Source organism: Pseudoalteromonas sp. SG43-6, assembly GCF_014164365.1.
Taxonomy (GTDB): domain Bacteria; phylum Pseudomonadota; class Gammaproteobacteria; order Enterobacterales; family Alteromonadaceae; genus Pseudoalteromonas; species Pseudoalteromonas rhizosphaerae.
The window spans coordinates 1-12,388 of sequence record NZ_JACJEZ010000050.1 but is presented as its reverse complement, the minus strand read 5'-3'; the positions used below and the strand labels follow the sequence as shown (position 1 = coordinate 12,388).

Genomic DNA, 12,388 nt, shown 5'->3' with positions numbered 1-12,388 from the left:
TAGTAAAGCAAATCTTGCAACAGATGTCGCTATTAAATAATTAATTTTATATAAAAACTATATAATTCAAAGTAATAAAAAAAATATTGAGCATGGTATGAGTTATGCATTTATCTAATTGAATCAACCAAACGGAGAAGATTATGTATATATCACCTTATACCGCCCTAGACGCTGCAATTGCGGCAAGTGAAAAACCAGTAACAGATAAAATAGGCTGTGACGAACGTGCCACTGTAATTGATTTACTATCGCAAACAAATCAACAAAATCAGGCGTTAATACATGAAACAGACCAAATATTTATTCTTGGCTACAATTAAAAAACTCACCTTCCGCCAATATTTACAATTTGTGACTTGCACCGAAACCGATTAACTGTAATGATAATAATTACCATTACAGTTAATCGGTTTTTCTTATGCATGAACATCACGCTATGCTTTATTATCAACAGCAAATGAAATGTATTTGCCCGCGACCTGGGCTACATGCGCCAGCTTTAGTGGCAAATTACATTGAAGCTGGCCTGAGTGCTGCACGTCATTACGAAAAAAACCACAGTCTATTGCTGCAAGAACTCTATCTAAGACGCACTTTCCATGAAATCCTCAACAAAATGTGCGACTCTTTAGTCCATTGTGCAATTCGCAAACAATGTTTAGAGCAACTTTATAAACCGTTACTGGCATTAAAGCGCTTTTATAGAAGTCATAATAGTATCAAGAAATACCTGATACTAGAGCGTGAAGCCCGTATCCTCAGTCACGAATTTAACCCTTTCTAGGAGTTTTCATGAGCGAATTTAGAACCGAATCAGATAGTATGGGCGAATTACAAGTCCCTACAGATGCACTTTATCAAGCGCAAACTCAACGTGCTGTAAATAACTTTCGCATTAGCGATTTAGTAATGCCAAAACAGTTTATTACCGCTCTTGCTTATATCAAACAGGCCGCAGCGCAAAGCAACTACGAGCTAGGTCATCTCAGTAAAAATAAAGCACAGTTAATCGAGCGCGCATGCCAAGAGATCATTGATGGCGAACATTTAGAACACTTCCCTATTGATATATTTCAAACAGGGTCAGGTACTAGCACTAATATGAATGCTAATGAGGTGATTGCAACTTTAGCAAGTCGTTATGGTGATGAGGTTATCCATCCCAACGACGACGTAAACATGGGGCAAAGCTCTAACGACGTGATCCCTACCACTATTGCTGTAAGCAGTGTAATTAACGTGGTGTATGAACTATTTCCGGCGCTGGATCAGCTATCCCAAACGTTGGAGCGCAAAAAGTCAGAAATAGGTGAAATCGTAAAAACGGGTCGAACTCATTTGATGGATGCTATGCCAGTGACATTTGCGCAAACTCTAGGGTCTTGGCAACACCAAGTTGATAGTGCAATGGCAGGGATCCGCTATAGCCTTGAAGGGGTATCTGCTTTAGCGCAAGGAGGCACAGCCGTTGGTACTGGTATAAATGCCGATCCCCTGTTTGCTGAGCAATTTTGTAAAAATCTCAGTGCCAACGTCGGTGTACGCTTTGTGCCAAGCAAGAACTTTTTTTATAACATAGGTTCGCAAGACACCATTGTCGCTTTATCAGGGCAGCTAAAAGTGCTCGCTGTTGCACAAATGAAGATAGCAAACGACCTACGTTGGATGAATTCAGGTCCACTAGCTGGCCTTGGTGAAATCGAACTAGAAGCTTTACAACCCGGTTCATCAATTATGCCCGGTAAAGTAAATCCTGTGATCCCTGAAGCGGCAGCCATGGTTAGTGCACAAGTGATTGGTAATGACGCAACTATTACTGTTGCAGGTCAATCAGGTAACTTCGAACTCAATGTAATGTTACCTGTAATAGCTTACAATATTTTGCAAAGTATTGAGTTACTGGCAAATAGTAGTCAAGCATTAGCTGATAAAGCAATTCGATCCTTTAAAGTGAAACACACCAATATCGACAAAGCACTCGCCAAAAACCCCATATTAGTGACCGCGCTTAATCCAGTCATTGGTTATGCTAAAGCAGCTAAAATTGCCAAACAAGCATATCAAGATGGCCGTCCAATTCTTGATGTTGCTGAGCAAGAAACTGACCTATCACGTAGTGAGCTGGAAGCTTTACTCAATCCCGCAAAATTAACCCAAGGCGGGCTATAAAAATATTAAACCCGTCCTTAGCGTCGGGTTTAACCTTTGAATGCCATAGTTTTTATTGCTGTGTTATCTGCAAAGTGTATGATGGTGGTTACTTGTTCACCACTATGAAGGTTTATCATGCGCTTATTTATTATCGCGCTTCTACTGCCGTTATGTTTATCGGCTTGTTCTGATGCTGCGACCCCGAATAACAACCAACTTAGCCCGGCTCCTGCAGCGCTAGTTAAAAATAATCAAGCGACTAAGTTAAATCCGCAAACAGAAGTTCCGGCAACAAGAGATAACATTAAAAAGGTCCACCAGCAATTACAGACACAAATTGCAGATCTAAACTGCGATAACAGCTCTCAATGTAAAGTATTACCGGTTGGTAGCCGTGCGTGCGGCGGCCCTAGTAGCTATATTGTTTACTCTAATAAAACGGCAAATGAGCAAGCCGTTGAAAAGTTAACTCAGCAGATCACCAGCCTTGAAAGCCAATTTAATGCACAGAACAAGATGATCAGTATTTGTCAGCACCTGACTGCCCCTGCGACTCAGTGTATTGAAAATAAATGTGTTAAACTAGAAAGCTCTGCGACAAGTGTTTATTAAGGGAAACCAATATGAGTCGTTCATCATATTCTAAATTTTTAGTAACAACAGCCAGTTTGCTGATCCTCAGTGGTTGTGTCAGCACTTCTGACTCAACACCAGCAAACGGCAATGCAAATGTATCTAAATTAAATAGCGCATTGGCTGAGTTGGTGCAAGATAATAGCTGTACCGCGAGTTTTCAATGTAAGGTGCTTGAAGTAGGCCAACGCGCCTGTGGTGGTCCAAGCCGCTATGTAGTGTACTCAACCTTGCACACACAACAAGAAAATGCAGAACAGTTAGCGGATCAAATTACTCAGCAAGAAACTGCCGATAATAAAACCAATGGTTTAAATGATTGTTTACCGGTTTTACCTGTGCAAGCATTATGTATTGATCAGCAATGCCAGTCGTTTGAGCTAAAATAGTCGCTCTGCTGCAACCGCGCTATACCAATAATGGGATCAGCGCGGAAATTACCACGACCGCCACAATACAAATCCCTGCTTTAAAAATAAAATGCATCGGCATCTGCTTTTTAACCCAATAGGCATAAATAAACCGTAAGAAATAACTCGCTGCCGTGCCAAACAAAGCAAAAATTAGTAGATAGGCGATTAAAATAATATTCACAACAACTCATTATTTGATAATTTAAGCCCTAAGTGTAAGGGCTTAATAATCAGAAGGCAAAACCTAGCGTTTACTAGTTCGAGCAATCAGTAACTCAGCAACTTGCTGTTTTACTGCCCGCTTATCATCTGGGGCAACGCCAAAGCGTTCAGCAAGTAATGCTATTTCTTCATCATTAAGGTTAAATGATAAACGTTGACGCGTTTTTTTTGATTTAACCTCAAGTGATAAAATTTTGCGGATCATATCGGATGGCGTTAGCTCTTGATCAATGGCTTGCTTTTTTATCGATTTTTGCACTTCACTGCTAAGATCAAACGCCATTTGCGTGGCTCTTACAGCCTGCTCCTGACGTAACCATTTATCTTTTGCATTACTCACTGCGCATCTCCAGGGAACAGATCAACAATGTCTGTGATTGGTCGGGTTAAAGTGAGTGATACTTCAGTTTCTCCACCATCCCAAATCTCAATGTTTAAACCATGGCTCCCATCGCTCGACTCAAGGCAAATCATTTCGCATGGTTCGCCACCTTCTTGCTCATAGCGTGGTAATGGCTGGCTACGATAATCTTTATTATGAAAATAACACACAAATGGTGATTCACTTTGTTGATAGCTTTTAGCTAAAAACTGCATGTAACGCTCTGGTGTATTTTTCACTTCTATGTAGGTTAAATCATCTTCGTCAAAGATGCGCGCAAACTCATCCAGTGTGAAGATTTCATCCACTTCATCACGTTGGATTTTGATTGAAAAATTCGCCCACTCTTCACCATCGCTGCGCTCTATTTGCAAAAAAACCACCTTGCCAGCATCACTTTCAAGTACTAGCTCATAATCTGCACTGTGCTGATATTGATAAGTTTGCACATCGGTAACGCGCAATGTTTGCCCTTTTAGCCAACTTGGGTAAGCAAACGAATCAATCACTGTGAACATATCACCTTTTTTAAGTTCACTAGGGTGATTTAATTGGCGTTCAGGGGCTTTTTTAGACTTAAAGAAGTTAAACATAGACTGCCTCATAAGCAAAAAAGGTAACTTATAATAAGTTACCTTTTAATAATCGTAATTGCGCGTTAGCCGTTTTGCTTCGCTTTAATACGCGCTAAGATATCTGCACTTTTTGGATTGCTATCACCAATTCCAGCTTCAGCCATTTTAGCTTTAAGATCATCGCCATTAGTGTCAGCTTCAAGTACTTTAGCAGCACCAAGCTGGTCACTACGATCTTGTTGACGTTGCTTAATACGCTCAAGTGATTGGCGTGCATTCGTCATCGACGAGCTATTAGTATTAAGTGTGCTATTTACTGCCATTGTTGCTTGTTGCACGCTTTCAGTGGTTTTAACCATAGTAAGCTGACGTTGGTTTTCTTTGATCGATTTTTCAGCATCTTTTACTTGCTGCTTCAACGTTACAATGTGATTGCTAAAACCAGCTAACACTTGATCATGCTCTGCTTTTTCAGCTTCAAAGTCGCCAATTTTCTCAGCAATTTCTAGCGCTAACGGTTCATTACCTTTTTCAAGTGCTTGACCTGCATACGCTTCGTGCTCAGCAATTGAGGCATCTAATGCGCTAATCTTACGCTTCGTTTGCATTTCTTTAGCCATCACTTCAGTTAGGCTTTTTTTAGCACGCTGCAGCGCGTTTTGCGCATCAGCAATTTCTTGTTCAAAGATACGAATACCATTCGCGTCAACAATTGCTTCGCCCGCTTCACGCGCGCCGCCACGTACTGCTGTAAATAACTTTTTTAAAATACTCATAATCTTAACTCCACTTAAAATAGCTAGCTGTTAATCGTTTAAATAAATGGTTACCGCTTCTAATGCATCGATGGCATTATCAGCTAAAGTAACTAGCTCATGGGTAATATCATCAAACGATGAATTAACCGACAAAGCACCAAAGATCGCATATTTATCATCAATCTTCGCAAATGCACTCAGCGGGATTGGTACATTCAAACGTAATAAGGTTTCATTCAACTCATCACGTAGTTCAGGCTTCACTTCCTCATCAGCGAACAAATAGCTAATACATAACAGCTGCTCTTGTGTCTGAGTAACAAAAATAGGAAGCTCATCATTGCCATCTACTATGACTTGCAACACATCTTGCTCGCCTGGATTGGCAATCAAGAAAGACTCAAAGTTAGCGCCTTCAGTTTCAAAAGATGCTAGTTTTATTGAAAGTTCATTTAATTCCATGTCTCTGCCTTTTGTCATTTGACATATTATGTCTGAGTTAAGATTCGCATGGTCGACATATTATGTCAACCATGATTTATTAATTTTTATACAATTCACTTTCTATCTGCCATGCACTACGATAATAATCATATAAAGTACCTGAGCCTAATTGATTGACTTCAATATCATTTATTTGTTCAAAATAATGATTGGGGAATACGAATGCTGCCAATAAATATTTTTTACTGATCCATCTAGAAGCAACTGGTAAGCTTGTTATATCGCTAATTCTCGCACTTGCAGATTGACCTGTGGTGGTTGCAATCGTCCATCCCCATTGTCCAAATGATGGAATATTTTGCTGGTATTGCTCAACATGCTTAAAACCTGCCGCTTTGACTGTTTTACCAATACTTAAAAATGCTTTTTTAGCATGATAAGGCGAAGTTGACTGCACAGCCATTGCACCATCTGCGGCTAGTAATTGACGGATATGATTATAAAAATAGTCACTGTACATTTTATTTAAATCGGGATGATTCGGATCAGGTAAGTCAATAATGATGGTATCAAAACGCTTACCTTCATCAAGTAACCGCTCTACTTCAAGAAAAGCATCACCCACTTTAATATGCGATCGAGGATCAGCCATTGAGTGCTTATTAAGTTTAGTTAAGCGCTCATGAATAGCTGCCGGAGGATTAAATTCATCGTCATCATGACCAAATAAACTAAGTAACTGGGCATCTAAATCAATTAAGGTGACTTCTTTAACAGGCCACTTCAATACGTCTCTTAGTGCTAACCCATCACCACCGCCTATAATCAATACATTATCGTGACGGTTCGAGGCTAATAATGGCGGATACACTAACATTGAATGATAAATTTGTTCATCGATGCTAGAAAACTGTAAGCGGCCGTTTAAGTAAAGATCGGTAATTGGATCGGGTTGATTGCGGCTCAATCGCTCGGTTAACACTAGATGCTGATACTTCGTCGCTTCAGAATAAATAACTTTATCCTTATAAAGCACATTACTTAAATCTTTCATCCAGCTACTACCAAGCATTAAAATAAAACCAAATAACACCAGTAAAGCGATATGACATACCAGTAATAGTTTGGCGTAACGGACATAGCTATGATAACGCCATAAGAATGCCAAACCTGCGATAATATTAAATAGCGCAGTCCATGCTGCAGCCTGCATGATTGGCATAGCCAACATAATGCTAACCCAAATAGCCGCTCCAATACCTGCACCTATATAGTCGGCACCGTAGATCGTGCCAGCATTATTTTCTAAGAAACGACCATAAACATGCTGACGTATGCGAGCGATAAGTGGAATTTCCATACCGATTAATAGACCTAACAATAAGCCAAATACATAAGGAAGGAATCGTGACCACTCTTGGAGTTTTTGAAATATATAGCCGTTAAGAATTACATCAGCTGGTAGATTAAAAATGTCAGAAAAAATATGCGGTAAAGAATAACTAACAGCAATAACGCTGGCTATAGCTAAGATACAACCCATACCAACAAGTGCAATAAGACTTTCAAGCCAAGCAAAGGCGGTAAAGGCATCCTTAAACCAACGCGCTAAAAAAGCCCCTATACCCATAGCTACGATCATAGTGCCTATCATCGCATAAATAGCGCTCTCTACAGAGCCTAAAACTCGTCCGGCATAATGAGATAGCAGATATTCATAAATAAGGCCACACCCAGCGAGTATGGCCATAACAGTAATTAATAAAAAATCATGCCCAAGTAAGGAGTACTTACTTGGGCTTTGCTTAGAATGTGACAAGTTTTACGCGCCTAATAGAGTTGCCATGGTAATACCCACAGCAAACGAGATTGCCGCTGAAATAGTTGCTACACCCACATTTTTTTGACGGTTCACTTCGTCTGATATATCGCAACCTGAAAGGATAATTTTAATCGTAATTAAATGCAGTACGATAAATGCAATTAAACTAACCAAAGCGCTAATCGCCCAGAAAATCAAGCTGGTGTTAATGCTATCTGCAGCATAAGGCGCGATACCTGAAGCCGCAGTAAGCGCAAGCGCGCTACCGATTAAAAAGCCAGCATAGCGAATACCAACAGCCAAGTTACCGTCAACAATTGCTTGTTGTAGGCAATCTCCACTTCGGTTAGTACGCTTAAATAGTTGTACGCGATACTGGCTCACGAGCAATAACGCAATGCTACCAATAATAAACGCTGCTATAACGATTGGTAAACCATGCCAACCTTCTGTTGCCACCCAAAATAGCGCTGAGCGAATCACGATTGCCACACTCACAACATGACCAAAATCAATCACCGCGGCAGTTACATTACCCTTCACTATTTCATCATGTAAGCTGACCTTGCGCAGTGCCACTTTATCTTGAAAAAAGTGCCCAAGCTTTATTAGCACAATAGCTAACAAACCATAAGCTGCCATTTGCAATGCTTCTTGCTGTAAGCTCACTGCAAATGCACCACTGCTTACACCCGTCAGCACAATTGCTAAAGCAACTAAGCCAGCAGCAAAGCTAATACCAAACGCAAAATTATCACGCTCAGTGATCTCATCATTGGCATGTAAGTTAGATACCCAACCTTTGATATATTTAAGGCTCACAAACAGTGCAATAATAATCGCAAAATCAATCGCGATTGCTTGTAGTGACCACATAGTTATTCCATTAAATTCGTACATATTCTTTAAACTCCAACACTAAATCTTTAAATAGCCGTTTACTTACCGCGACTGACACCGCGAGAGGTTCTATTATTGCTGTTTCTGACCGATCCCGAGTCTTTACTATAGCTACTGGTTTTGGAGTAACTACTGCGACTTTTTGGTGGTGTATAACTGCTACGACTTAACCCAGAAGCCCCGGTTTTTTTAGATGCATAAGGGCTTGTGAATTGCTTACCTTGGCGTTGATACGATTGCTTAGTACGTGTTTCAACGGCGGTTTGTGCTTTAATTTGCTTAGGGCTAGAATAACGCGCACGACCATAATCATTATAATAACTATACTTTCGGCGCTTGCTCCAACTACCATATTCAACACGATCAAATACATCACCTAAAATGCGGTACATGCCATACCACTGCCAAAAGCTGATACCGCTACTGTTAGTTTGCCAATTACCATAATTAGGATTGCCGACTAACTGGTTGCCTTCACCAACCCCTTCAGCCTGCTGACTGATTGCACCGACACGCGCAAGCGAGCCACCCGACATATCAGCAAGCATATTAATAGGATCGGTCAAAGCATCCGAAAATAAAGCGGGCTTTGCAGCATCTCGCAACAAATCAATATTTTGCAGTGTTTCATCGTAAGGAGGAATAAGGTAAGTACTTTTGATATCAGCTAAGCGTTGTTGCAAACCTGAGTAAAGCGGGCCTTTTCGAGTTGCATCTTGCACGAGCACGCCAGCAATTTTAGCTAGCTCTGGCTTTTCATTGCTAAGTATACGGCCATATTCGCTTAATAAAGCGGCATTACGAATTGAGCCGTTATCTAAGGCACTACCAAGTCCTGCTAACTCAACTTCAGCTTTAGCTATAGATTGTTTAATTGTTTCTTGTAACTGCTCTTCTTTCGATTGACAGCCCATAAGTAAGCTTACCAAACAAAATAAACTGATAAGTTTCCAAGCTTTTATATTCGACATTCATGTCACCTGATTTACTAAATTAACCCAGCTAGTTTTACACAGCTCAGAAAGTAAACCAAGGAGGAAATTGCAACAAGATAATATTTTCTAAAGGTCAAAGGCTATGCTTTACTGCACTCAACTTTTAATTAGCTAGATGACAGCTACAGTCTCGACACGGGATCCCCATTCATAGTCGACAAACTCCCACACAAACATGAAGCGCTCAGCTCTTCTGCTTTATAAGCATAAGATCAGCGAGTAAACCTAGTAATAGTTTTTGTAATTTAGTTGGGTGCCCTCTCATTTGAATTTAAAAAAGTGCTCATTTAATAATGGATACTTAAACGTACAAATATCCATTACATAGTATGGCCTAGCTAACCAGATTGAATAATTTGTTCTTATTACATTGACAATGTTGCCTCATTAAAATAATGTAAAAAAGGTACAAAGCAGAGAATGAAAAATTCTCCAATTATATAATAAAGAATTTTTAATGAAGAAAATGTCTATTACCGCTTTTCTAATGTCTTCACTAGTTTAAAGCACTCAAGCATTCGCCGCTGATTTCAGTATAACTAAAGAGAAGCAACCAAGCAGGATGCTAGTATTAAGCTCTGCCGGTGGTCTGTCATCATCTCTATTTTCTATATTACATGGCGATTTAAGAGATATTCCACTTGAGAGTAAAACAGGTAAAATTACTGGGATTAATTACACATCTTCAAATTACCCAGATTCTTTTGGCGAGATTGTTGAATTGTGCTTTTATCGAGCATATAACAACAATCCCGTTAAGTGCGAACCAATTGTGCCAAACTCTACTGGAGAGGTAACAGTATTTAATGGTGAGAGCTTCAAACCAGGTATTCAAGTATCAATTGTTCATAGAGTTGAAGCAACTGGTACTTTCCATTATTCAACACCAAATAGAATAGAAAGTATAACTTTTAACTACACAACTAACTAATTAACACCTTAGACTCCAAATTTAATCAAAGGAGTCTATTTTCGTTTAGAGGGTCAATAGTATGGATATACCTGATATCAAGAGAAGTTTGTTAAATGCGAGAAAAGCTTTTCCTCAGCCACAATCTGACCCCAAAAAAAGTAAGGATATAGAAATACATGCATCGGTTTCTTCATTATCGTCGAAATTAAGTAAGGCCAAAAGCTCTATTGATATTTCTAAATTAAGTCAGCAAAATTTATCTCTACATAAGGAAATACTCTCTTCAAATGCAAAAATAAATAGTGATGAGGTTGCCACAGCAAAATGGGAATTTGAACATTTATCCAAATCAAAACTTGAGACGATAGCATTAGACACAAGTAATACATTTAGCAGCTCAGAGAGGGTAGCTGCATATGAAAGATGGCACACACTTGATCAGCAAAACCTATCAAACCTAAAACGAGACAGCCTTAAATACGAAAGTAACGTTACCGCACTAGCATCATTTGAAGAATTACTATTATCTCATCTGAACTCTTTTTCTTCTTTTAGTAAAGCGATGGTTTCCGATGAATATAGCTCGCAAGTAACATCACAGTTCGAGTCTATTTTAGATGAACGGGATTTAGAAAAAAGCAAAAATATAAGCCGGTCTGAGCATTATTATGAAGCTATGGTGACGGATATTTTTGGTGGTACTGAATCAGAAATTTTAAGCGGCGCTGATGGGATGTCCTTATCTAACTTAATGCGAAGTTCTTATGAATTTTTGACACAAGGAGATAGAGAGTTATTAGCTGATATCTATGAATATGCTGATAATAATAATATAGATTTTAAGTATATCCGTCAGTTTGCCAGTGATCTTGGTGGTTACAGAATGCATGACGATGGGAAGATACTTAATAATTTTAATAATGGACACTTCAACGGTGAAGGATACCAGCTTGCGGTCAGCTTTACGGATAAAGATCAAGCTACGATAAATAATATTCTTGATAGTCAGAAAAAATTATCTTCATCTGATATAGATGAGGGTTTCATTTCGTTTATGACTGAACCAGGTTTAAGTGCATTGTCTCATAGGGGTAGTTACCAATTTCTACAACATATGATAGAAATAAAAGCGGGAATAGTGCCAAGCTTTTCGGCTGAAAAATTTAAGGCTTTTGAAGATTCTTCTAAGGTTGATGATCGGTATGTTATTATTACTTCAGATAAGCAGCTCCTCAGACCAAAACCTGATGTTATTTGTAAAAATGGCACCTGTGAAGTAACCGAAAAAGGTCTTAAAAACAATGTTACTTTGGAGGAAAATAAAGGCAATCCAATATTAGATCTTAAATCTAACTCAATAAGCTCCCTGTTAGAACTCAGAGTGAACAATACAACCGAAAATAACACTCTATTTCAATGGCTTGCTGATTGAAGTCGAATTTATTTTAACAACCTTCTAGGCTAATACCAAACACATTTCGGATGCGACGCGCTATGGAGAGCACGCTGTGGTCATAGTTGATCACGCAAGCTGGCACATGGGCAATGTTGATGAAGGCATTAAAAATGTCTCTGTGATACCTTGCCTCCTTATACCAATCTGCATAAAGATTAAGTCAATTTTATCCAGTCTCTAGAGCATATGCTTTTAACCGTATCAGGCACTGAGATGAATTTATTCCACGCTTGCAATACCTGTTCGACTATTTCTTCATAACCACTAAATACACGGTTTGATAGACAGTGTTGCCGAATCCAACTCCATACTTGCTCTATTGGATTTAACTCCGGGGAGTAAGGCGGAAGTTTTATTAGTGTGACATTATTGAATGGTTGTACCGTATCAATAGTATGCCAACCAGCGCCATCAACGATCACGACCGCATGACGTCCTGCCTCCGTGGCTTTTGATATTAATTCCATGTGTTGCGTCATGACCTCTTTATTGACGATAGGGCTGATCAGCGCTTCTGTTTTACCATTACTTGGGCAGACTGCACCAAATAAGTATCCATACTCAAACTGCTGTTGTTTTGTTGCGCGAGGCCTCGAGCCTGTTTCAGCCCATAAGCGTGTTGTTTGATTCTGTTGTCCAAACCGTGCTTCATCTTGAAACCAAACATCAATGCGCTCTAAAGGGAGATGTCCTGGGGTGTGAAGGATCGTTTCCACTTGGA

The 12,388-nt window shown here is 39.5% G+C and carries 16 protein-coding genes; 7 read left to right on the top strand and 9 right to left on the bottom strand.

Annotated features, from left to right (window positions below; translation table 11 throughout):
• The first annotated feature begins 143 nt into the window (after positions 1-143).
• The 5 genes from H5201_RS18045 (at position 144) to H5201_RS18025 (ending at position 3,176) form a co-directional block, all read left to right on the top strand.
• On the top strand, positions 144-323 hold the full coding sequence (locus H5201_RS18045; protein WP_145242712.1) for a hypothetical protein: 180 nt from the start codon (positions 144-146) through the stop codon (positions 321-323).
• A 98-nt stretch (positions 324-421) separates the two neighbouring features.
• Positions 422-787 (top strand): hypothetical protein, encoded by a 366-nt coding sequence (locus tag H5201_RS18040; RefSeq protein ID WP_257325145.1) that lies wholly within the window; start codon positions 422-424, stop codon positions 785-787.
• 8 nt (positions 788-795) lie between these two features.
• On the top strand, positions 796-2,172 hold the full coding sequence (locus H5201_RS18035) for a lyase family protein (protein ID WP_182719307.1): 1,377 nt from the start codon (positions 796-798) through the stop codon (positions 2,170-2,172).
• A 117-nt stretch (positions 2,173-2,289) separates the two neighbouring features.
• Positions 2,290-2,766, top strand: a complete 477-nt coding sequence (locus tag H5201_RS18030; protein ID WP_182719306.1) for a hypothetical protein — start codon at positions 2,290-2,292, stop codon at positions 2,764-2,766.
• A gap of 11 nt (positions 2,767-2,777) precedes the next feature.
• The gene (locus H5201_RS18025; protein WP_182719305.1) at positions 2,778-3,176 is read left to right on the top strand and encodes a hypothetical protein; all 399 of its coding nucleotides are present in this window, start codon (positions 2,778-2,780) and stop codon (positions 3,174-3,176) included.
• Positions 3,177-3,195: 19 nt separating this feature from the next.
• Here H5201_RS18025 and H5201_RS18020 read toward each other — a convergent pair whose 3' ends face one another.
• The 8 genes from H5201_RS18020 to H5201_RS17985 form a co-directional block, all read right to left on the bottom strand.
• Positions 3,196-3,381 carry a hypothetical protein gene (locus H5201_RS18020; protein WP_145242705.1) on the bottom strand — a complete coding sequence of 62 codons (186 nt, stop codon included), beginning with the start codon at positions 3,379-3,381 and terminating at the stop codon, positions 3,196-3,198.
• 63 nt (positions 3,382-3,444) lie between these two features.
• Positions 3,445-3,762: a hypothetical protein gene (locus tag H5201_RS18015; RefSeq protein ID WP_145242704.1), complete on the bottom strand. Its 318-nt coding sequence runs from the start codon at positions 3,760-3,762 to the stop codon at positions 3,445-3,447.
• Positions 3,759-4,397, bottom strand: coding sequence for a hypothetical protein (locus tag H5201_RS18010; protein WP_182719304.1), 639 nt, complete (start codon positions 4,395-4,397; stop codon positions 3,759-3,761). Before H5201_RS18010 ends, H5201_RS18015 begins: the two co-directional genes overlap by 4 nt.
• 65 nt (positions 4,398-4,462) lie before the next feature.
• Positions 4,463-5,155, bottom strand: a complete 693-nt coding sequence (locus H5201_RS18005) for a PspA/IM30 family protein (RefSeq protein ID WP_145242702.1) — start codon at positions 5,153-5,155, stop codon at positions 4,463-4,465.
• Between the two features lie 30 nt (positions 5,156-5,185).
• Complete coding sequence (locus H5201_RS18000; RefSeq protein WP_145242701.1) at positions 5,186-5,599, bottom strand: YjfI family protein; 414 nt, start codon at positions 5,597-5,599, stop codon at positions 5,186-5,188.
• A gap of 79 nt (positions 5,600-5,678) precedes the next feature.
• The gene (locus H5201_RS17995; RefSeq protein ID WP_182719303.1) at positions 5,679-7,400 is read right to left on the bottom strand and encodes a polyamine aminopropyltransferase; all 1,722 of its coding nucleotides are present in this window, start codon (positions 7,398-7,400) and stop codon (positions 5,679-5,681) included.
• Between the two features lie 3 nt (positions 7,401-7,403).
• Positions 7,404-8,303: a DUF350 domain-containing protein gene (locus H5201_RS17990; RefSeq protein WP_145242699.1), complete on the bottom strand. Its 900-nt coding sequence runs from the start codon at positions 8,301-8,303 to the stop codon at positions 7,404-7,406.
• 38 nt (positions 8,304-8,341) lie between these two features.
• Entirely contained in the window at positions 8,342-9,274 is a 933-nt protein-coding gene (locus tag H5201_RS17985) for a CHAD domain-containing protein (protein WP_145242697.1), read from the bottom strand.
• A gap of 586 nt (positions 9,275-9,860) precedes the next feature.
• Here H5201_RS17985 and H5201_RS17980 point away from each other — a divergent pair.
• Both H5201_RS17980 and H5201_RS17975 read left to right on the top strand, forming a co-directional pair.
• Positions 9,861-10,229 (top strand): hypothetical protein, encoded by a 369-nt coding sequence (locus H5201_RS17980; RefSeq protein WP_259399717.1) that lies wholly within the window; start codon positions 9,861-9,863, stop codon positions 10,227-10,229.
• Between the two features lie 61 nt (positions 10,230-10,290).
• Positions 10,291-11,643 (top strand): hypothetical protein, encoded by a 1,353-nt coding sequence (locus H5201_RS17975; protein ID WP_182785162.1) that lies wholly within the window; start codon positions 10,291-10,293, stop codon positions 11,641-11,643.
• Between the two features lie 179 nt (positions 11,644-11,822).
• On the opposite strand, the gene H5201_RS17970 is transcribed toward H5201_RS17975, so the two are convergent.
• The coding region (locus H5201_RS17970; RefSeq protein WP_182785161.1) for an IS630 family transposase at positions 11,823-12,388 on the bottom strand (566 nt) is incomplete at its 5' end.

Bases quoted from the DNA above. Each gene is read 5' to 3' on its own strand.
- H5201_RS18010 (WP_182719304.1), bottom strand. From the start codon at position 4,397: ATGTTTAACTTCTTTAAGTCTAAAAAAGCCCCTGAACGCCAATTAAAT.
- H5201_RS18035 (WP_182719307.1), top strand. From the start codon at position 796: ATGAGCGAATTTAGAACCGAATCAGATAGTATGGGCGAATTACAAGTC.
- H5201_RS18040 (WP_257325145.1), top strand. From the start codon at position 422: ATGCATGAACATCACGCTATGCTTTATTATCAACAGCAAATGAAATGT.
- H5201_RS18030 (WP_182719306.1), top strand. From the start codon at position 2,290: ATGCGCTTATTTATTATCGCGCTTCTACTGCCGTTATGTTTATCGGCT.
- H5201_RS17980 (WP_259399717.1), top strand. From the start codon at position 9,861: ATGCTAGTATTAAGCTCTGCCGGTGGTCTGTCATCATCTCTATTTTCT.
- H5201_RS18025 (WP_182719305.1), top strand. From the start codon at position 2,778: ATGAGTCGTTCATCATATTCTAAATTTTTAGTAACAACAGCCAGTTTG.
- H5201_RS17985 (WP_145242697.1), bottom strand. From the start codon at position 9,274: ATGTCGAATATAAAAGCTTGGAAACTTATCAGTTTATTTTGTTTGGTA.
- H5201_RS17990 (WP_145242699.1), bottom strand. From the start codon at position 8,303: ATGTACGAATTTAATGGAATAACTATGTGGTCACTACAAGCAATCGCG.
- H5201_RS18045 (WP_145242712.1), top strand. From the start codon at position 144: ATGTATATATCACCTTATACCGCCCTAGACGCTGCAATTGCGGCAAGT.
- H5201_RS18000 (WP_145242701.1), bottom strand. From the start codon at position 5,599: ATGGAATTAAATGAACTTTCAATAAAACTAGCATCTTTTGAAACTGAA.
- H5201_RS18005 (WP_145242702.1), bottom strand. From the start codon at position 5,155: ATGAGTATTTTAAAAAAGTTATTTACAGCAGTACGTGGCGGCGCGCGT.
- H5201_RS17975 (WP_182785162.1), top strand. From the start codon at position 10,291: ATGGATATACCTGATATCAAGAGAAGTTTGTTAAATGCGAGAAAAGCT.